This window comes from Bacilli bacterium, from assembly GCA_036381315.1.
GTDB lineage: Bacteria > Bacillota > Bacilli > Paenibacillales > KCTC-25726 > DASVDB01.
On record DASVDB010000045.1, the window covers coordinates 1 to 17,365 of the forward strand.

The window sequence follows — 17,365 nt, forward strand, 5'->3', positions numbered from 1 at the left end:
AAATCCTCGCGATATCATCATTCGTCCGATTATCACAGAGCGCACCAGCGATTTGATGTCCAACAAGACATACGCGTTTGAAGTGGACAAAAGGGCGAACAAGACGGAAATCAAACATGCGGTCGAACAAATTTTCAAAGTGAAAGTCGTCAACGTCAACACTTTGATTATGGCGAGAAAGCCGAAATCGTACGGCCGCTACAAAGGCTATTCGAAAGAATGGAAAAAAGCGTTTGTGACGTTGAGCAAAGACAGCAAACCGCTGGAATACTTTGAATCGGTATAACATTCATTTTGCAATGTAAGGAGGGGTACGAAGTGCCAATCAAGAAATACAAACCGACATCCCCGTCGCGCAGGCAGATGACGTCGTCCACGTTTGAAGAAATCACGACGGATAGGCCGGAAAAATCGCTGCTGGCTCCGCTCAACAAACGGGCAGGCCGCAACAATCAAGGGAAGATTACGGTTCGCCACCAGGGCGGCGGACATAAACGCAAATATCGGATTATCGATTTTAAACGCACAAAAGATGGCATTCCGGGCCGCGTTGCCACAATTGAGTATGATCCGAACCGCACGGCCAACATTGCACTGATCCATTACGCGGATGGTGAAAAAAGATACATCATCGCGCCAAAAGGATTGAAAGTCGGCGATGTGATTGAATCGGGCGCAAACGCCGATATCAAAACCGGCAATGCGCTGCCGCTGGAAAACATTCCCGTCGGCACCCTGATCCACAATATCGAATTGAAACCGGGCAAAGGCGCGCAATTGGTTCGCGCAGCCGGCACAGAAGCGCAGCTGCTTGGTAAAGAAGGGCAATATGTCACGATCCGTCTCTCCTCCGGCGAAGTGCGCAAGATATTGAAAACGTGCCGCGCGACCGTCGGGTCTGTCGGAAACGAAGATCATGAGTTAATCAACATCGGCAAAGCGGGCCGCAATCGTTGGCTGGGCAAGCGCCCCGTTGTCCGCGGCGTTGTCATGAACCCTGTTGATCACCCGCACGGCGGTGGTGAAGGCAAGGCGCCGATCGGCCGCAAATCGCCGATGTCGCCATGGGGGAAACCGACACTTGGCTACAAAACGCGCAAAAAGAAAAAAGCTTCCGGGAAATACATTGTTCGCGCCCGCTCATAATGACGCGGCTCGAACTTTTCGCGAGATCGCTAGAAGGGAGGACTATGGATGGGACGCAGCCTGAAAAAAGGGCCGTTTGTTGATGCTTACCTGATGAAGAAAGTGGAAGAAATGAACAAAGGGAAAAAAGCCGTGATCAAGACGTGGTCGCGCCGCTCGACGATATTCCCGCAGTTTGTCGGCCACACGTTTGCCGTCTATGACGGACGCAAGCACGTGCCGGTATATGTTACGGAAGACATGGTCGGACATAAATTGGGTGAATTCGCGCCGACCCGCACGTACAAAGGGCATACGGATGAGGATCGGAAAACGGGCAAGAGATAATTACCGTCTTTGAGAGGAGGTACATTCCGTGAAAGCCAAAGCAGTAGCTAGACATGTTCGGATAGCTCCCCGCAAGGCGAGACTGGTCGTGGACCTGATTCGCGGCAAGGACGTCGGCGAAGCAATCGCAATTTTACGCCACACGCCGAAAGCTGCTTCTCCGATTCTGGAGAAATTGCTGAACTCCGCGATCGCCAATGCCGAGCATAACTATTCGATGAATCCGAACGATTTGAAAATATCGGAAATTTATGTGGATGGCGGCCCGATCATGAAACGGTTTCAACCGCATGCGCAAGGGCGGGCGTTCCGCATTAACAAACGAACGAGCCACATTACGTTAGTGGTATCTGAAAAATAAGGAGGGAAACCGTGTGGGTCAAAAGGTAAATCCGGTGGGCTTGAGAATCGGCATCATCCGCGATTGGGAGTCCAAATGGTACGCAGGCAAAGATTACGGGCAGCTTTTGCTCGAAGACGTCAAAATCCGTGAATATTTGAAAAACAAATTAAAGGACGCGTCCGTTTCCCATATCGATATCGAACGTGCGGCCAACCGCGTGAATGTAACGATTCACACTGCGAAGCCGGGAATGGTTATCGGCAAAGGCGGCACGGAAGTGGAAAACATTCGCGTTCATTTGGCGAATCTGACAAATAAAAAAGTTCATATCAATATCTCGGAAATTAAAAATCCTGAATTGGACGCTGTTTTGGTGGCTGAAAGCATCGCGCAGCAACTGGAACGCCGCATTTCATTCCGGAGGGCGATGAAACAGGCGATCCAGCGTACGATGCGCGCGGGAGCGAAAGGCATTAAAGCGGCGGTAAGCGGCCGGCTTGGCGGAGCGGAAATTGCCCGCAGCGAAGGTTACAGCGAAGGAACGGTACCGTTGCATACGCTTCGCGCCGATATTGATTATGGCACAGCGGAAGCACATACAACCTACGGACGAATCGGCGTGAAAGTTTGGATTTACCGTGGTGAAGTTCTTCCGTCCAAAAAGAAAGCCAGCGAGGAAGGAGGACAATAATCATGTTGATGCCTAAACGCGTAAAGCATCGCAAAGAACAACGCGGCACCATGAAAGGGCGCGCCAAAGGCGGCACGGAAATTGCATTTGGCGATTATGGCCTGCAGGCGATCGAACCGGCCTGGATTACCAACCGGCAAATCGAAGCTGCCCGTATCGCGATGACTCGCTACACAAAACGTGGCGGCAAGGTATGGATCAAAATTTTTCCTTCCAAACCGGTAACGCAAAAGCCTCTTGAAGTTCGTATGGGCAGCGGGAAAGGCAACGTGGAAAAGTGGGTTGCCGTTGTCAAACCGGGAAAGATCCTGTTTGAGATGAACGGAGTATCGGAAGAAGTCGCTCGTGAAGCGATGCGTCTTGCCGCACACAAGCTGCCGATCAAGACAAAATTCGTAAAACGGGAAGAATTGGGTGGTGAAGCGAATGAAAGCTGATGAATTGCGCAACTTGACCACTGCTGAGATCGAACAGAAGCTTGCGGAGTTGAAAGAAGAGCTGTTCAACTTGCGTTTTCAACTGGCTACAGGCCAACTTGACAACCCGACGAAAATTCGCGAGGTGCGGAAAAGCATCGCGCGCGCCAAAACCGTGCTGCGTGAGCGGGAACTGGGCATCAACCAGCCGACCGGTTCCTGAAGGAACATGCATAAACGCGCCAATAGGGAGGAGGCAATACGATGAGCGAACGCAATTTGCGCAGAGAGCAAATCGGCAAAGTGGTTAGCGACAAGATGGATAAAACGATCGTGGTGGCTGTCGAAACGTACGAAAAGCACAGCCTGTACCACAAACGCATCAAATATACGAAGAAATTCAAAGCGCACGATGAAAATAACGAAGCAAAGATCGGCGATACCGTACGCATTATGGAAACTCGCCCGCTGTCCAAAGACAAGCGGTGGAGATTAGTGGAGATCGTCGAGAAAGCCGTTATTGTGTGACCACCATTATTCCCTGAGAAAAAGGAGGGACAACGATGATTCAGCCATTTACGCGTCTGAAAGCTGCCGACAACTCCGGCGCCAAAGAATTGATGTGCATTCGCGTGCTGGGCGGCACGGGAAGACGAATCGGGCACATCGGCGATATGATTGTATGCACCGTTAAACAAGCAACGCCAGGCGGCGTTGTCAAAAAAGGCGATGTTGTGAGGGCTGTTATTGTGCGCACGAAACGCAGCACGCGCAGAAAAGACGGTTCCTACATCACATTTGACGAGAACGCCGCGGTCATTGTCAAAGAAGACAAGAGCCCGCGGGGAACGCGGATTTTTGGTCCGGTAGCCCGGGAATTGCGCGAACGCGACTTTATGAAGATCATTTCGCTTGCGCCGGAAGTTATCTGATCGAACGCCTTTTGGTAAAGAGAACCGGAATGAAATGCCACTTAGGAGGTGGAACACACTATGCCGAGATTGAAGAAACAGCTTTTACCCCATCACCATAACCTGCATGTCAAAAAGGACGACACCGTGATTGTCATTACGGGCAAAGACAAAGGGAAAAAAGGCCGGGTAATCGCGGCATACCCGCGTGAAAATCGGGTGTTGGTCGAAGGCGTGAACATGGTGAAAAAACATGCCAGACCGTCCCAACAAAATCCGCAAGGCGGAATTTTGACACAGGAAGCTCCGATCCACGCATCCAATGTTATGCTGATTGATCCGAAAAGCGGAAAACCGACGCGCGTCGGGTATAAAATTTTGGAAAATGGCGAGAAAGTCAGAATCGCAAAGCGATCGGGAGAAGTCATCGATTGACGGTGAAGCGAGGAAAGGAGGCAAATACACGTGGCAGCCAGATTGAAAGAACGCTATCTAAATGAAGTAATTCCTGCGTTGATGCAAAAATTCGGATATACATCCGTCATGCAGGTACCGCGAGTGGAAAAAGTCGTAATCAACATGGGCGTGGGCGACGCCGTGCAAAACTCGAAAGTTTTGGATGCGGCCGTAGGAGAATTGCAAACCATCTCCGGCCAAAAGCCCGTCGTCACAAGAGCGAAAAAATCCATTGCCGGCTTCAAAGTTCGCGAAGGCATGGCAATCGGAACGAAAGTAACATTGCGCGGCGACCGGATGTTTTATTTTCTGGACAAACTGTTTAACGTTGCATTGCCGCGCGTACGCGACTTCCATGGCGTGTCGAACAAAGCGTTCGACGGAAGAGGCAATTATACGCTCGGATTGAAAGAACAATTGATCTTTCCGGAAATTGAGTACGATAAAGTGGATAAGGTTCGCGGCATGGATGTTGTGATCGTTACGACCGCGAAAACGGATGAAGAGGCGCGTGAATTGTTAGCACAACTGGGAATGCCGTTTGCGCGATAATCGCAAACAGGCTAGCCCGATTTCTTGGAGGTGTAAAACGGGTGGCTAAAACCTCAATGAAAGTCAAGCAGCAACGCAAACCGAAGTTTGCGGTCCGCGCATATACCCGCTGCGAGCGGTGCGGACGTCCTCATGCAGTGCTGCGCAAATTTAAAATTTGCCGTATTTGCTTCCGCGAATTGGCATATAAGGGCCAGATACCTGGCGTTCGGAAAGCAAGCTGGTAAAAACCCCATTCAAGGGAAGGAGGTTCGCGATATGGTCATGTCAGATCCGATAGCAGATATGCTGACACGCATACGCAATGCAAATATGGTGCGTCATGAAGCGGTTGAAATGCCCGCGTCGAAAATCAAAAAAGAAATCGCCGATATTTTGAAACGGGAAGGTTTCATTCGCGATGCCGAATATATCGAAGACAACAAGCAGGGGATCATCCGCATTTTCCTGAAGTATGGTCCCAACAACGAGCGGGTTATCACCGGTCTGAAAAGAATCAGCAAGCCGGGACTTCGCGTATATACAAAATCAACGGAAGTTCCTCGCGTTTTGGGCGGGCTGGGGATCGCCATCATCTCCACATCCAAAGGAGTAATGACAGATAAGGAAGCGCGCCAGGCCAAAGCCGGCGGCGAGGTCATTTGCTACGTTTGGTAATTGGGCAGACGAACTGATTGAAGCGAACGAAAGATGGAGGTGTAACTATGTCTCGTATTGGTCGAAAACCGATCGCCATACCTGACGGTGTTAACGTAACGATCGATCAATTGAAAATAACGGTCAAAGGTCCGAAAGGCACCCTGACGCGTGAATTTCATAAAGATATGAAAGTTGCCGTGGAAGATAAGGTGATCAAGGTGGAACGCCCTTCCGACAACAAATTGCACCGCTCCCTGCACGGGACGACGCGCACCGTGATTGCCAACATGATTGCGGGTGTCACGGAAGGCTTTTCCAAGAGCCTGGAGCTTGTCGGCGTAGGATACCGCGCCAACAAATCCGGCAACAAAGTTGTATTGAACGTCGGATATTCGCATCCGGTCGAAATTGAACCGAAAAACGGAATCGAGTTCGAAGTTCCCGCCGCCAACAAAATTATCGTAAAAGGCATCGATAAGGAACAGGTCGGCGAAATTGCAGCCAAAATTCGTTCCGTACGCGAACCGGAACCGTACAAGGGCAAAGGCATCAAATACGAAAATGAACGGATCATCCGCAAGGAAGGCAAAGCCGGGAAGAAAAAATAACGGGATGTTAGAAAGGAGTGAACGTCCTCATGATTGCAAAAGGCGACAAAAACAAAGCGCGTCTGAAGAGACATCTGCGCGTCCGCAAGAAAATCAGCGGCACTGTGGAACGTCCCAGACTGAGCGTATTTCGCTCCGGAAAGCATGTGTACGCGCAGATCATCGACGATTCCAAAGGCGTTACGCTCGCAGCCGCTTCCACGCTGGATAAAGAACTGAAAAACGACATCAGTAACGGCGGTAACGTCGAGGCGGCCCGCAAAGTCGGCGAACTGATAGCGAAAAGAGCAAAAGAAAAAGGCATCGTAAAAGTGGTCTTCGACCGCGGCGGATATTTGTATCACGGCCGGGTTCAAGCGCTTGCGGATGCTGCCCGCGAAGGCGGACTTGATTTCTAATCCATCTAACAAGGAGGTTAGCGAACTTGCGTGTAGATCCGAATACGCTTGAATTAACAGAAAAAGTTGTCAATATTAATCGCGTTGCCAAAGTTGTCAAAGGCGGACGCCGCTTCAGCTTCAGCGCGCTGGTTGTCGTCGGGGACGGCAAAGGCTGGGTAGGCGCAGGCATCGGCAAAGCGTCCGAAGTGCCCGATGCGATTCGCAAAGGCATCGAAGATGCGAAAAAGCATCTCGTTTACGTACCGCTGGTCGGAACAACCATTCCGCACGAAGTGATCGGTCGGTTTGGCGCCGGCAAAGTACTCTTGAAACCGGCATCGGAAGGTACCGGCGTGATTGCCGGCGGCCCTGTACGCGCCGTGCTTGAGCTGGCGGGAGTTGGCGACATCCTGACAAAATCGCTGGGATCCTCAAATGCGATCAACATGGTGAATGCAACGCTGGAAGGCATTTCCCGGATGAAAAAAGCGGAAGATGTAGCCAAGCTGCGCGGAAAAACCGTAGAAGAACTGTTAGGATAAGGAGGGGAAATGATGGCAAAGAAACTGCAGGTGACCCTCACGAGAAGCTTGATCGGGCGGCCGGAAACGCAACGCGTAACGGTGAGGACATTGGGGCTTCGCAAAATTCGGCAAACCGTTGTCCATCAAGACAGCCCCGCAATCCGGGGGATGATCGATCAAGTCAGTCATTTGGTAGAAGTCAAAGAGATCGAAGCATAAATGTCCACAAAATAACGGCATCAATTCAATTAAGGAGGTGCAACGATGAAACTGCATGAACTTTCACCGGCTCCAGGTTCGCGGCATGCGAAAAAGCGTATCGGCAGAGGGATTGGAAGCGGTACGGGGAAGACCGCAGGAAAAGGGAATAAAGGCCAAAATGCCCGTTCCGGCGGAGGCGTCCGCCCTGGATTCGAAGGCGGACAAAACCCGCTGTATCGTCGTTTGCCAAAACGCGGATTTACAAACATTCACCGTAAAGAGTATGCTGTAGTTAACTTGCAGCAATTAAACAGATTTGCCGCAGATACGGAAGTAACACCGGAATTGCTTCTTGAATCGGGAGTTGTAAAAAATCCGAAAGACGGCATCAAGATATTAGGCAATGGTGAACTGAATGTGAAATTGACGGTAAAGGCTAACAAGTTCTCCCAATCTGCCGCGGAAAAAATCGAAGCTGCCGGCGGAAAAACTGAGGTGATCTAATGTTTCAAACGATCTCCAATATCTTTAAAGTAGAGGACCTGCGCAAAAAGATTCTGTTTACATTGGGCATCCTGATTGTATACAGACTTGGCGCTTTTATCCCGGTCCCCAATATCGATACGGAGTTTTTGAAAAACTACGATCAATCACAAACTAACGATATTTTCGGCATGTTAAACACCTTTACGGGAGGCGCGTTGTTCAACTTTTCCGTCTTTGCGATGGGGATCATGCCCTACATCACAGCCTCGATTATCGTGCAATTGCTGGAAATGGACGTTGTTCCGAAGTTCGCGCAGTGGATGAAAGAAGGGGAAATGGGCCGCCGCAAATTGGCGCAGGTTACCCGGTATGGAACGGTTATTTTGGGTCTGATCCAGGCATACGGTTTGGCCATCGGTTTCAACCGCATGTACAGCTATAAAATGGTCATTGATCCAAACGTCGCGACATACACGCTGATCGCGCTTGTGCTCACTGCCGGAACCGCGTTATTGATGTGGCTTGGCGAACAAATCACCGAAAGCGGCATCGGCAATGGCATTTCAATTTTGATTTTTGCCGGGATTATCGCCCGGTTTCCGACGGATATCTCGCTCATTTACCGGACGGAGTTCGGCCCCGAAGCGACCGGCAATATGTTTCTCAGCATTTTGAAAATGGTTGTAATCGTCATTGCCGTTCTTGCCATCGTTGCCGGATGTATCTATGTGCAGCAAGGCGTCCGCAAAATCCCCGTGCAATACGCGAAAAGAATTGTCGGACGGAAAATGTACGGCGGGCAATCGACGCATATTCCGCTGAAAGTAAACGCGGCGGGCGTGATTCCGGTTATCTTTGCCATTTCGCTGATTGCCTTCCCGACGACGCTTGCGAGCTTTTGGCAGGGGAAACCGATCGCCAACTGGATTATCGACAATCTGTATTACGACAAACCACTCGGGATGGTATTATATGTGCTGTTGATCATCGGATTTACGTATTTTTATACATTCGTACAAATTAATCCGGTGCAGATGGCCGACCAGATGAAGAAAAACGGCGGTTATATTCCGGGCATTCGTCCCGGCAAGACGACGCAGATTTATTTGATCCGGATCATGAACCGCATTACGCTGACGGGCTCCATCTTTTTGGCTGCCGTATCCATTTTGCCGATATTCTTTGTGAAGCTGGCCGGACTGCCGAGTGCCATTCAAATTGGCGGAACATCGTTATTGATTGTGACCGGCGTTGCGTTGGATACAATGAAACAGGTGGAAAGCCAATTGATCAAACGCCATTACAAAGGGTTTATCAATAAATAAGAAAGCGTTCATAGTGGGAGGAAAAACGATTGAATATCATTTTCATGGGACCTCCCGGGGCCGGTAAAGGGACCCAGGCGGAAGAAATCGTCAATGAATTCCATATTCCGCATATTTCCACCGGCGACGCGTTTCGACTTGCGATGAAGCAGGGAACGCCGCTTGGGCTGAAAGCAAAAGAATATGTCGATCAAGGGCTGCTTGTTCCGGATGACGTTACCATCGGCATCGTGCAGGCAAGGCTTAAGCAGGAGGATTGCCGCGAAGGCTTTTTGCTGGACGGTTTTCCCCGCACGATCTCGCAGGCGGAAGCACTTGACGAGCTTTTGCAGGCACAGGCCGGCCGAATCGATCACGTCATCAATTTGGTAGTCGACCGGAAGCTGCTTTTGGATCGGCTGACGGGAAGAAGAATTTGCCGCTCTTGCGGCGCAACTTATCACGTGCTGTTTAACCCGCCAAAACAAAAAGGCGTTTGCGACAAGTGCGGAGGAGAGTTGTACCAGCGCTCCGACGATACGGCGGAGAAAGTCGGCACGCGACTTGATGAATATGTGAATAAAACCGCGCCGTTGCTTGATTATTACAAGCGCAAAGGTCTTCTTCGCGAAATAGATGGAGAAGCCGATATTCAAACGGTAACATCGGACATATTCAAAATATTGCGAGGTCTGGCTTCATGATTATCATTAAATCAGAAGCTGAACTCGCTCTAATGCGCGAAGCCGGCCGGATTACGGCAAACACGCTGAAAGTGCTCGAAAAGGCAATACGCCCCGGCATTTCGACATTGGAGCTGGACCGAATTGCGGAAGAATATATTCGCAGTCAACAAGCTGAGCCTTCTTTTAAAGGCTATCACGGTTTCCCTGCAAGCATATGCGCTTCAGTCAACGAACAATTGGTGCACGGTTTTCCGGGGGAACGCAAACTGGTCGAGGGAGACATTATCACAATCGATGTCGGCGCCAAATATCAAGGCTTCCATAGCGATTCCGCATGGACCTTTCCGGTCGGCGCCATTTCCGACGAAGCGCGGCGGTTGCTGGAAGTGACGGAACGCGCACTCTACGCGGGCCTTGCTTTGGCAAAGCCGAATGTGCGCCTGTACACGATTTCCCATGCCATTCAAACCGTTATTGAAGAGGCTGGCTTTTCCGTAGTGCGGGAATATGTTGGGCACGGTGTCGGCAGAGAACTTCACGAGGAGCCGCAAATTCCCAACTACGGCATACCCGGCCGCGGGCCACGGCTGAAACCCGGCATGGTACTGGCGATCGAACCGATGGTGAACGCCGGCGAGCGTTATGTCGAGACCCTTGATGACAACTGGACAGTTGTGACCAGAGACAAATCCTTATGCGCCCATTTCGAGCATACGATCGCCATCACCGAAGATGGCTTTGAAATTTTCACAAAATCCGAATTGTAGGTGGCGGAGTGTGGAAGAAAAAAAGCCGCAAATCGGACAATTTGTCCAAACCATTCGTGGCAGGGATAGCGGCAAGATTGCCGTTATCATAGGCATTATCGACAACCGCTACGTTTTGCTGGCCGATGGCGACAAGCGCAAATTTGACCAGCCCAAAAAGAAAAACATTTTGCACATTCGGCTGTATGATCAAATCAGCGAGGAAGTAGTCGCCAGCCTGCAGGAAAGCGGGCGTGTCACGAATGGCAAGCTGCGTTTTGCGCTGGGCAAGTTTCGCGAAAGTTTGCAGACTGAAGCATATGAGAAAGGAGATTGACCGTGGCCAAGGAAGATGTCATTGAAGTGGAAGGCACCGTCATTGAACCGTTGCCGAACGCGATGTTTAAAGTCGAACTGGAGAATGGCCATCAGATACTTGCTCACGTTTCGGGCAAATTGCGGATGCATTTCATCCGGATTTTGACTGGGGATAAAGTCGTCATCCAGTTATCACCTTACGATTTGACAAGAGGTCGGATCACATATCGAAAGTGAGAATCCCTGCCTGTCGGCACTTGCAATAGGGATTAAAGGAGGTAATAGCCATGAAGGTAAGACCGTCGGTGAAACCGATTTGCGAAAAATGCAAAGTCATTCGCCGCAAGGGAATCGTTATGGTGATTTGTGAGAATCCGAAGCATAAACAAAAACAAGGCTAAAGAAGGGAGGGCCCGGAATTTATGGCTCGTATAGCTGGTATTGATTTGCCCCGCGACAAACGTGTAGAAGTTGCGCTGACGTATATTTTCGGCATCGGCATCTCTACCTCGCGGAAAATTCTTAAAATGACGAACGTCAATCCGGATACTCGCGTTCGTGATTTGACGGAAGATGAAGTAAGCCGCTTGCGTGAAGCAATCGACAAAAACGTCAAAGTGGAAGGCGATCTTCGCCGCGAAGTTGCTTTGAATATCAAAAGACTCGTGGAAATCGGCTGCTATCGCGGTGTACGCCATCGCAAGGGATTGCCTGTTCGCGGACAACGGACAAAAACAAACGCGCGCACGCGCAAAGGCCCGCGCCGCACTGTGGCAAACAAGAAGAAATAAAGGAGGGATTCGCTAAATGGCAAAGCCGGCTAAAAAACAAGTTCGTACAAAACGGCGCGATCGGAAAAATATTGATTCCGGAGTGGCGCATATTCGTTCCACATTCAATAACACCATCGTGACGATTACCGACCCGCATGGAAATGCAATTTCCTGGGCGAGCGCCGGAAATCTCGGATTCAAAGGTTCGCGCAAAAGCACGCCGTATGCCGCGCAAATGGCAGCAGACGCAGCAGCCAAAACGGCAATGGAACACGGCATGAAGACAGTTGAGGTCATGGTAAAAGGCCCGGGTGCAGGCCGCGAAGCGGCAATCCGGTCGCTGCAGGCGGCAGGTCTGGAAGTAAGCATGATCAAGGATGTTACGCCGATCCCTCACAACGGTTGCCGTCCGCCTAAACGTCGTCGCGTATAATCTCGCTCACATCGTAGTATAAATGCCTCCAACTTGTGAATAATGGATGTGAAGGATAGGCATACTACATGATTTATGCGGTTCATGGAGTATCCGAAGGGAACGACGTTTTCAAGGAGGAATCTGTTCATGATCGAAATCGAAAAACCCAAGATCGAAACCGTAAGCATTAGTGAGGACGGAACTTATGGCAAGTTCGTGGTTGAACCGCTGGAACGCGGTTACGGCACCACGCTGGGAAATTCTCTACGGCGGATCTTGTTGTCATCCCTTCCGGGCGCTGCGGTTACAAGTGTGCAAATCGACGGCGTGCTGCATGAATTTTCCACGATACCAGGCGTTTTGGAAGATGTTACGGAGATCATTTTAAATCTGAAAGGCTTGTCGCTGAAAATTCACTCCGAGGATGAGAAAGTTCTCGAGATCGATGCCGAAGGCGAAGGAGTGGTCACTGCCGGCGATATTCGCGCTGACAGCGACGTGGAGATCCTGAATCCGGAACTGCATATCGCAACGCTTGCTTCCGACGCGCGACTGCATATGCGCATTTATGCAAACCGGGGAAGGGGCTACATTCCGGCGGACCGCAACAAGAGCGAAGAGCAAATGATCGGCGTCATCCCGGTCGACTCCATTTATACGCCGATTACGCGGGTTAATTACACCGTTGAAAATACGCGCGTCGGACAAGTGACCAACTATGACAAGCTTTCGCTGGAAGTATGGACGGACGGAAGCATCCGCCCGGAGGAAGCGGTCAGCCTTGGCGCCAAAATTTTGACGGAACACCTGATGCTGTTCGTCGGACTTACCGACGAGGCGAAAGATGCCGAGATCATGGTGGAAAAAGAAGAAGACAAGAAAGAGAAAGTTCTGGAGATGACGATCGAAGAGCTGGATCTTTCCGTTCGTTCTTATAACTGTCTGAAGCGTGCCGGGATCAATACCGTGCAGGAACTGATTACAAAGACCGAAGAGGATATGATGAAGGTGCGCAACCTTGGTCGCAAATCGCTGGAGGAAGTTCAGGAAAAACTTGCAGAGTTGAATCTGAGCCTCCGAGTCGAAGAATAAGCATAAAAAGGAGGGTCAACAGATGGCCAATTATCAAAAACTTGGACGCGACTCCAGTGCCCGCAAAGCGTTGTTTCGCGATTTGGTAACCGACTTGTTCTTGTATGAGCGCATTCAAACAACGGAAGCGAAGGCGAAAGAAGTTCGCAGCATTGCGGAAAAATTGATTACCCTGGCAAAACGGGGCGATCTTCATGCCCGCCGCCAAGCCGCGGCTTTTGTCCGCCGCGAGTCGCTGAACGGAGAACAGGACGCCATCCAGAAATTGTTTTCGGATTTGGCCACCCGTTATTCGGAACGCCCGGGAGGGTATACACGCATTCTGAAACTCGGGACTCGCCGCGGTGATGCCGCGCCGATGGTGTTTTTGGAACTCGTGGACCGCGCATAACAGGTGTCTTGGGTAAACAGGGGTGGTCAGAATCCACGGATTCTGAGCCAGCCCTTTTTTGCTGAAAAGGGGGGCAATTATGCGCAACCTGCTGCTTGTGATCAGCTACGACGGAACAACATATAACGGTTTTCAAACGCAACCCGGGAACAATACGATCCAGGACAAGCTGGAGGCGGCCATTTGTCGCTTGACCGGCGAGCGAGTGCGGGTATCGGGTTCGGGAAGAACAGATGCCGGCGTGCATGCCAAAGGCCAAACGGTCAGCTTTTTCACCAATGCGCGGATTCCGGCCGAAAATTGGCCCTTCGCGCTTAACTCGCTGCTCCCCGGAGACATCGTCGTAAAACATGCGAAAGAGGTCGCGCATGATTTTGACGCGCGCCGATCGGCGAAGCGGAAAACATATCGTTACTCCATTCTTGTAAGCCGTTATCCGAATGTGTTTGCCCGCGGACAGGTGCTGCATCATCCGCGGCCGCTTGCCCCGGAAAAGATGGAAAAAGCGTTGGAAGCGCTGCGCGGGGAGCATGACTTCACTTCGTTTTGTTCGATAAAGACGAAAGTAAATTCGCACATCAGAACGATCTACGATACGAACCTTGTTGTTGAACATGATCCGCTAGCCGGGGAGGATGCGCGCCTTATTCATATTTATATGACCGGGAACGGGTTTTTATATAACATGGTCCGCATTATTGTCGGAACGCTGCTCGAGATTGGCGAAGGCAAAAAGCAAGTCGCGGATATGGAGCGGATTTTGGCGGCTAAAGATCGCCAGCAAGCGGGACCGACCGCGCCGGCGCACGGGCTGATGCTATGGTCGGTGGAATACTGCTAGACAAGCTATGTTTTGCTTGCTTACTTAAAAAATATATTGTATTATATTAGTTGGTCTTTCTTGGCGGCATCCCCACGCCCCAGCCAAAAAGACGCTTACATGAACTGATGAAGACAACTGCTTTGGATGATACAAGATGATGATTGAACGGTGATTAAAGGAGGAACATCGCATGCGCACCACCTATATGGCCAATGCGAACAACATTGAGCGCAAATGGTACGTGATTGATGCGGCAGGCAAAACTCTGGGCCGTTTGGCCAGTGAAGCGGCCAGCATTCTTCGCGGAAAACATAAACCGACATTTACCCCGCATGTAGACTCAGGCGATTTCGTAGTCATTATCAATGCTGAAAAAATTGAGTTGACAGGCAAAAAACGGGAAAATAAAATGTACCGCCGCCATTCCGGATATCCGGGCGGATTAAAATCGATCTCGGCCGGCGATTTGTTGAAGACCAAACCGGAACGCGTTATTGAACACGCCGTATACGGTATGCTTCCGAAAAACAAGCTTGGCGAAAAACTGAAGCTGAAACTGAAAGTGTACGCCGGCAGCGAACATCCGCATCAAGCACAACAACCCGAAGTTTGGGAACTTCGCGGATAATCAATAAGGAGGTAAATGATTCATGGCTCAAGTGCAGTATTCGGGAACGGGCCGCCGCAAACATTCGATCGCACGCGTACGCCTGGTGCCGGGTGAAGGGCGGATCATCATCAATAGACGCGATATCAACGATTATTTTGGCTTGGAAACGCTCAAGCTGATCGTCAAGCAACCGCTGCAGCTTACAGACACGCTTGGCAAATACGACGTGCTTGTGAACGCGCATGGCGGCGGCATCACCGGGCAAGCGGGCGCAATTCGCCACGGCATTGCCCGCGCGCTCCTGAAAGTGGATTCGGAACTGCGCCGCCCGTTAAAAAGGGCCGGTTTCCTGACGCGCGATCCGCGCATGAAAGAACGGAAAAAGTACGGCTTGAAAGCCGCCCGCCGCGCTCCGCAGTTTTCGAAACGTTAAGCAAAACATATTTTGCAGCAAAACCTCTGCTTGTTTGGCAGAGGTTTTTTGTCGTCCATTTTTTTCACACGATCCGATTGGGCGAATATAATGTTGACAAAAAAAACATGTGATTTATAATCAATTACAAATAAATCGTATAAAATTACTCGGGATTATCGATGGGAGGGAACCAATAATGAATCTGTTTGAAAAGGAAGCTCTTATCGCCGAAGCTGCGGATCAGCTTGAACATGCGTCGCCGGAAGAGGTAATCGGATGGGGGATCAAACATTTTCCGAATATTACGTTTGCCTGCAGCTTCGGCGCGGAAGATGTGGCGATTGTCGATATGCTGCAGAAAATCAGTCCGTCGACGGATATTTTTTATCTCGACACCGACTTTCTTTTTGCCGAAACGTACGAGACAAGAGACCGCCTGGCAGAGCATTACGGAATCACATTCATCCAGGTCAAACCGAACTTGACCCCGCAAGAGCAGGCGGAACAATACGGCGATGAATTATGGAAACGCGATCCGAATTTATGCTGCAATCTCCGCAAGGTGGAGCCGTTGACCCGCATTCTGAAAAATTACGACGCGTGGATCACGGGAATACGCCGCGACCAGGCGCCGACGCGGGCGAACGCCAAAAAAGTGGAATACGACACCAAATTCGGACTGGTCAAGCTAAACCCGTTGGCAACGTGGACTGCGGATGATGTGTGGGCATATATCCGCCAACACAATGTCATCTATAACCCGCTGCACGACCGCAATTATCCCAGTATCGGCTGCCATTACTGCACGCAACCTGTGGCTCCGGGGGCCGACCCGCGATCGGGCCGCTGGGCGGGCACGGATAAAACGGAATGCGGCTTGCACAAATAAAAAAGGAGAGGGATTCGATGCAAGAGACGAACACGCCGCATGGCGGCAAACTGATCAACCGGTTGGCGGAACCGAAACTGCGCGAAGAACTGCTCAAGTTGGCAAAAAATGTGGCAACCATACGCGTGAACGAATGGACCATTTCCGATCTGGATTTGATTGGCGTCGGAGCCTTCTCGCCGTTAACCGGGTTCATGAACAAAGAAGACTATATATCCGTTGTGGAACGCATGCGGCTTTCTGACGGAACGGTATGGAGCATTCCGATTACATTGGGCGTGCAAGAGGTGGAAGCCGATGCGCTGCAGGTAGGCCGACAGGCCGCATTGGTCGGGGCAAAGGACGGAATTGTGTATGCCATTATCGATGTCGAGAGCATTTATCAGGCGGATCAGCGGTATGAAGCGAGCAACGTGTTTAAAACCGACAGCGAAGAGCATCCGGGGGTTGCCAAACTGTATACGAAGCCCCCTTACTATGTGGGCGGCACTGTAACGGTACTGAACCGCCCGGTTCCGAAACAGTTTAACGAATATTATTTTGATCCGGCGCAAACGCGGGAGATTTTCCAAAAGAAAGGCTGGAAAACAGTTTGCGGATTCCAGACGCGCAATCCGGTGCATCGGGCGCATGAGTATATCCAGAAGTGCGCGTTGGAAATCGTTGACGGATTGTTCCTGAATCCGTTGGTTGGGGCGACAAAAGCGGACGATGTTCCCGCTGATGTGCGCATGCGCAGTTATTTTGTGCTGTTGGACCAATACTACCCGAAAAACCGCGTTCATTTCGGCGTTTTCCCGGCGGCCATGCGCTATGCCGGACCCCGTGAAGCGGTGTTCCATGCCATGGTACGCAAAAATTACGGTTGCACCCACTTTATCGTAGGCAGAGACCATGCCGGCGTCGGCAATTATTACGGGACATACGAAGCGCAGGAAATTTTCCGGAACTTCACGAACGAAGAATTGGGCATTACCTTGTTATTTTTTGAGCACAGCTTTTTCTGCCGCAAATGCGGGAATATGGCATCCACCAAAACATGCCCGCACAGCAAAGAAGACCATTTGCTTTTATCGGGCACCAAAGTGCGGGAAATGCTGCGGAACGGGATTTGCCCCCCGCCGGAATTTTCCCGGCCGGAAGTCGCCCGCGTGTTGATCGAAGGTTTGGTCGGACAAACCGGCTGATATTTTCCGGCATATTTGTCCATCCTGTCCCATATT

The 17,365-nt window shown here is 50.7% G+C and carries 33 protein-coding genes; all 33 read left to right on the plus strand.

Annotated elements, in window-relative coordinates:
* The coding region (gene rplW / locus VF260_03275; GenBank protein HEX7056206.1) for a 50S ribosomal protein L23 at positions 1–286 on the plus strand (286 nt) is incomplete at its 5' end.
* A 32-nt stretch (positions 287–318) separates the two neighbouring features.
* Entirely contained in the window at positions 319–1,146 is an 828-nt protein-coding gene (gene rplB / locus VF260_03280) for a 50S ribosomal protein L2 (GenBank protein ID HEX7056207.1), read from the plus strand.
* A gap of 48 nt (positions 1,147–1,194) precedes the next feature.
* Positions 1,195–1,473 carry a 30S ribosomal protein S19 gene (rpsS, locus tag VF260_03285; GenBank protein ID HEX7056208.1) on the plus strand — a complete coding sequence of 93 codons (279 nt, stop codon included), beginning with the start codon at positions 1,195–1,197 and terminating at the stop codon, positions 1,471–1,473.
* Positions 1,474–1,501: 28 nt separating this feature from the next.
* Positions 1,502–1,834 (plus strand): 50S ribosomal protein L22, encoded by a 333-nt coding sequence (gene rplV, locus VF260_03290; protein ID HEX7056209.1) that lies wholly within the window; start codon positions 1,502–1,504, stop codon positions 1,832–1,834.
* Positions 1,835–1,847: 13 nt separating this feature from the next.
* Positions 1,848–2,507, plus strand: a complete 660-nt coding sequence (rpsC, locus tag VF260_03295; protein HEX7056210.1) for a 30S ribosomal protein S3 — start codon at positions 1,848–1,850, stop codon at positions 2,505–2,507.
* A 2-nt stretch (positions 2,508–2,509) separates the two neighbouring features.
* Positions 2,510–2,944: a 50S ribosomal protein L16 gene (gene rplP, locus VF260_03300; GenBank protein ID HEX7056211.1), complete on the plus strand. Its 435-nt coding sequence runs from the start codon at positions 2,510–2,512 to the stop codon at positions 2,942–2,944.
* A complete protein-coding gene (gene rpmC / locus VF260_03305) occupies positions 2,934–3,146 on the plus strand; it encodes a 50S ribosomal protein L29 (protein ID HEX7056212.1) in 213 nt (70 codons plus the stop codon). The genes rplP and rpmC overlap by 11 nt, the downstream gene beginning before the upstream one ends.
* Before the next feature lie 41 nt (positions 3,147–3,187).
* Complete coding sequence (rpsQ, locus tag VF260_03310) at positions 3,188–3,451, plus strand: 30S ribosomal protein S17 (protein ID HEX7056213.1); 264 nt, start codon at positions 3,188–3,190, stop codon at positions 3,449–3,451.
* Between the two features lie 35 nt (positions 3,452–3,486).
* Positions 3,487–3,855, plus strand: a complete 369-nt coding sequence (gene rplN, locus VF260_03315) for a 50S ribosomal protein L14 (protein HEX7056214.1) — start codon at positions 3,487–3,489, stop codon at positions 3,853–3,855.
* 60 nt (positions 3,856–3,915) lie between these two features.
* Positions 3,916–4,269 carry a 50S ribosomal protein L24 gene (rplX, locus tag VF260_03320; protein ID HEX7056215.1) on the plus strand — a complete coding sequence of 118 codons (354 nt, stop codon included), beginning with the start codon at positions 3,916–3,918 and terminating at the stop codon, positions 4,267–4,269.
* A gap of 30 nt (positions 4,270–4,299) precedes the next feature.
* Positions 4,300–4,842 carry a 50S ribosomal protein L5 gene (gene rplE / locus VF260_03325; protein ID HEX7056216.1) on the plus strand — a complete coding sequence of 181 codons (543 nt, stop codon included), beginning with the start codon at positions 4,300–4,302 and terminating at the stop codon, positions 4,840–4,842.
* A gap of 41 nt (positions 4,843–4,883) precedes the next feature.
* A complete protein-coding gene (locus VF260_03330) occupies positions 4,884–5,069 on the plus strand; it encodes a type Z 30S ribosomal protein S14 (GenBank protein HEX7056217.1) in 186 nt (61 codons plus the stop codon).
* 31 nt (positions 5,070–5,100) lie between these two features.
* Positions 5,101–5,499: a 30S ribosomal protein S8 gene (gene rpsH / locus VF260_03335; protein ID HEX7056218.1), complete on the plus strand. Its 399-nt coding sequence runs from the start codon at positions 5,101–5,103 to the stop codon at positions 5,497–5,499.
* 47 nt (positions 5,500–5,546) lie between these two features.
* Complete coding sequence (gene rplF, locus VF260_03340) at positions 5,547–6,089, plus strand: 50S ribosomal protein L6 (GenBank protein ID HEX7056219.1); 543 nt, start codon at positions 5,547–5,549, stop codon at positions 6,087–6,089.
* Positions 6,090–6,118: 29 nt separating this feature from the next.
* Positions 6,119–6,487, plus strand: a complete 369-nt coding sequence (gene rplR, locus VF260_03345; protein ID HEX7056220.1) for a 50S ribosomal protein L18 — start codon at positions 6,119–6,121, stop codon at positions 6,485–6,487.
* Between the two features lie 26 nt (positions 6,488–6,513).
* The gene (gene rpsE / locus VF260_03350) at positions 6,514–7,011 is read left to right on the plus strand and encodes a 30S ribosomal protein S5 (protein ID HEX7056221.1); all 498 of its coding nucleotides are present in this window, start codon (positions 6,514–6,516) and stop codon (positions 7,009–7,011) included.
* A gap of 12 nt (positions 7,012–7,023) precedes the next feature.
* Positions 7,024–7,212, plus strand: a complete 189-nt coding sequence (gene rpmD, locus VF260_03355) for a 50S ribosomal protein L30 (protein HEX7056222.1) — start codon at positions 7,024–7,026, stop codon at positions 7,210–7,212.
* 45 nt (positions 7,213–7,257) lie between these two features.
* A complete protein-coding gene (rplO, locus tag VF260_03360) occupies positions 7,258–7,698 on the plus strand; it encodes a 50S ribosomal protein L15 (GenBank protein HEX7056223.1) in 441 nt (146 codons plus the stop codon).
* A complete protein-coding gene (gene secY / locus VF260_03365; GenBank protein HEX7056224.1) occupies positions 7,698–9,005 on the plus strand; it encodes a preprotein translocase subunit SecY in 1,308 nt (435 codons plus the stop codon). The genes rplO and secY overlap by 1 nt, the downstream gene beginning before the upstream one ends.
* Before the next feature lie 29 nt (positions 9,006–9,034).
* A complete protein-coding gene (locus tag VF260_03370; protein HEX7056225.1) occupies positions 9,035–9,688 on the plus strand; it encodes an adenylate kinase in 654 nt (217 codons plus the stop codon).
* Positions 9,685–10,437, plus strand: a complete 753-nt coding sequence (gene map, locus VF260_03375; protein ID HEX7056226.1) for a type I methionyl aminopeptidase — start codon at positions 9,685–9,687, stop codon at positions 10,435–10,437. Before VF260_03370 ends, map begins: the two co-directional genes overlap by 4 nt.
* Positions 10,438–10,447: 10 nt before the next feature.
* The gene (locus tag VF260_03380) at positions 10,448–10,753 is read left to right on the plus strand and encodes a KOW domain-containing RNA-binding protein (GenBank protein ID HEX7056227.1); all 306 of its coding nucleotides are present in this window, start codon (positions 10,448–10,450) and stop codon (positions 10,751–10,753) included.
* A 2-nt stretch (positions 10,754–10,755) separates the two neighbouring features.
* Positions 10,756–10,971, plus strand: a complete 216-nt coding sequence (gene infA / locus VF260_03385) for a translation initiation factor IF-1 (protein HEX7056228.1) — start codon at positions 10,756–10,758, stop codon at positions 10,969–10,971.
* A 50-nt stretch (positions 10,972–11,021) separates the two neighbouring features.
* A complete protein-coding gene (gene rpmJ / locus VF260_03390; protein ID HEX7056229.1) occupies positions 11,022–11,135 on the plus strand; it encodes a 50S ribosomal protein L36 in 114 nt (37 codons plus the stop codon).
* Positions 11,136–11,156: 21 nt separating this feature from the next.
* Positions 11,157–11,525 carry a 30S ribosomal protein S13 gene (rpsM, locus tag VF260_03395; protein ID HEX7056230.1) on the plus strand — a complete coding sequence of 123 codons (369 nt, stop codon included), beginning with the start codon at positions 11,157–11,159 and terminating at the stop codon, positions 11,523–11,525.
* Positions 11,526–11,541: 16 nt separating this feature from the next.
* The gene (gene rpsK / locus VF260_03400) at positions 11,542–11,940 is read left to right on the plus strand and encodes a 30S ribosomal protein S11 (protein ID HEX7056231.1); all 399 of its coding nucleotides are present in this window, start codon (positions 11,542–11,544) and stop codon (positions 11,938–11,940) included.
* Between the two features lie 129 nt (positions 11,941–12,069).
* Positions 12,070–13,014 (plus strand): DNA-directed RNA polymerase subunit alpha, encoded by a 945-nt coding sequence (locus VF260_03405; GenBank protein HEX7056232.1) that lies wholly within the window; start codon positions 12,070–12,072, stop codon positions 13,012–13,014.
* A 22-nt stretch (positions 13,015–13,036) separates the two neighbouring features.
* Positions 13,037–13,405: a 50S ribosomal protein L17 gene (gene rplQ / locus VF260_03410; protein HEX7056233.1), complete on the plus strand. Its 369-nt coding sequence runs from the start codon at positions 13,037–13,039 to the stop codon at positions 13,403–13,405.
* A 79-nt stretch (positions 13,406–13,484) separates the two neighbouring features.
* Complete coding sequence (truA, locus tag VF260_03415) at positions 13,485–14,246, plus strand: tRNA pseudouridine(38-40) synthase TruA (protein ID HEX7056234.1); 762 nt, start codon at positions 13,485–13,487, stop codon at positions 14,244–14,246.
* A gap of 172 nt (positions 14,247–14,418) precedes the next feature.
* Positions 14,419–14,856 (plus strand): 50S ribosomal protein L13, encoded by a 438-nt coding sequence (gene rplM, locus VF260_03420; GenBank protein HEX7056235.1) that lies wholly within the window; start codon positions 14,419–14,421, stop codon positions 14,854–14,856.
* A 22-nt stretch (positions 14,857–14,878) separates the two neighbouring features.
* Positions 14,879–15,271, plus strand: a complete 393-nt coding sequence (gene rpsI, locus VF260_03425; GenBank protein HEX7056236.1) for a 30S ribosomal protein S9 — start codon at positions 14,879–14,881, stop codon at positions 15,269–15,271.
* A gap of 178 nt (positions 15,272–15,449) precedes the next feature.
* Positions 15,450–16,142 (plus strand): phosphoadenylyl-sulfate reductase, encoded by a 693-nt coding sequence (locus VF260_03430; GenBank protein HEX7056237.1) that lies wholly within the window; start codon positions 15,450–15,452, stop codon positions 16,140–16,142.
* Between the two features lie 17 nt (positions 16,143–16,159).
* Positions 16,160–17,329 (plus strand): sulfate adenylyltransferase, encoded by a 1,170-nt coding sequence (gene sat, locus VF260_03435; GenBank protein HEX7056238.1) that lies wholly within the window; start codon positions 16,160–16,162, stop codon positions 17,327–17,329.
* Positions 17,330–17,365: the final 36 nt, after the last annotated feature.

Bases quoted from the DNA above. Each gene is read 5' to 3' on its own strand.
- rpsS (HEX7056208.1), top strand. From the start codon at position 1,195: ATGGGACGCAGCCTGAAAAAAGGGCCGTTTGTTGATGCTTACCTGATG.
- rplP (HEX7056211.1), top strand. From the start codon at position 2,510: ATGTTGATGCCTAAACGCGTAAAGCATCGCAAAGAACAACGCGGCACC.
- rpmC (HEX7056212.1), top strand. From the start codon at position 2,934: ATGAAAGCTGATGAATTGCGCAACTTGACCACTGCTGAGATCGAACAG.
- rpsQ (HEX7056213.1), top strand. From the start codon at position 3,188: ATGAGCGAACGCAATTTGCGCAGAGAGCAAATCGGCAAAGTGGTTAGC.
- rplN (HEX7056214.1), top strand. From the start codon at position 3,487: ATGATTCAGCCATTTACGCGTCTGAAAGCTGCCGACAACTCCGGCGCC.
- rplX (HEX7056215.1), top strand. From the start codon at position 3,916: ATGCCGAGATTGAAGAAACAGCTTTTACCCCATCACCATAACCTGCAT.
- rpsH (HEX7056218.1), top strand. From the start codon at position 5,101: ATGGTCATGTCAGATCCGATAGCAGATATGCTGACACGCATACGCAAT.
- rplF (HEX7056219.1), top strand. From the start codon at position 5,547: ATGTCTCGTATTGGTCGAAAACCGATCGCCATACCTGACGGTGTTAAC.
- rplR (HEX7056220.1), top strand. From the start codon at position 6,119: ATGATTGCAAAAGGCGACAAAAACAAAGCGCGTCTGAAGAGACATCTG.
- rpmD (HEX7056222.1), top strand. From the start codon at position 7,024: ATGGCAAAGAAACTGCAGGTGACCCTCACGAGAAGCTTGATCGGGCGG.
- rplO (HEX7056223.1), top strand. From the start codon at position 7,258: ATGAAACTGCATGAACTTTCACCGGCTCCAGGTTCGCGGCATGCGAAA.
- secY (HEX7056224.1), top strand. From the start codon at position 7,698: ATGTTTCAAACGATCTCCAATATCTTTAAAGTAGAGGACCTGCGCAAA.
- map (HEX7056226.1), top strand. From the start codon at position 9,685: ATGATTATCATTAAATCAGAAGCTGAACTCGCTCTAATGCGCGAAGCC.
- rpmJ (HEX7056229.1), top strand. From the start codon at position 11,022: ATGAAGGTAAGACCGTCGGTGAAACCGATTTGCGAAAAATGCAAAGTC.
- rpsM (HEX7056230.1), top strand. From the start codon at position 11,157: ATGGCTCGTATAGCTGGTATTGATTTGCCCCGCGACAAACGTGTAGAA.
- rpsK (HEX7056231.1), top strand. From the start codon at position 11,542: ATGGCAAAGCCGGCTAAAAAACAAGTTCGTACAAAACGGCGCGATCGG.
- VF260_03405 (HEX7056232.1), top strand. From the start codon at position 12,070: ATGATCGAAATCGAAAAACCCAAGATCGAAACCGTAAGCATTAGTGAG.
- rplQ (HEX7056233.1), top strand. From the start codon at position 13,037: ATGGCCAATTATCAAAAACTTGGACGCGACTCCAGTGCCCGCAAAGCG.
- truA (HEX7056234.1), top strand. From the start codon at position 13,485: ATGCGCAACCTGCTGCTTGTGATCAGCTACGACGGAACAACATATAAC.
- rplM (HEX7056235.1), top strand. From the start codon at position 14,419: ATGCGCACCACCTATATGGCCAATGCGAACAACATTGAGCGCAAATGG.
- rpsI (HEX7056236.1), top strand. From the start codon at position 14,879: ATGGCTCAAGTGCAGTATTCGGGAACGGGCCGCCGCAAACATTCGATC.
- VF260_03430 (HEX7056237.1), top strand. From the start codon at position 15,450: ATGAATCTGTTTGAAAAGGAAGCTCTTATCGCCGAAGCTGCGGATCAG.
- sat (HEX7056238.1), top strand. From the start codon at position 16,160: ATGCAAGAGACGAACACGCCGCATGGCGGCAAACTGATCAACCGGTTG.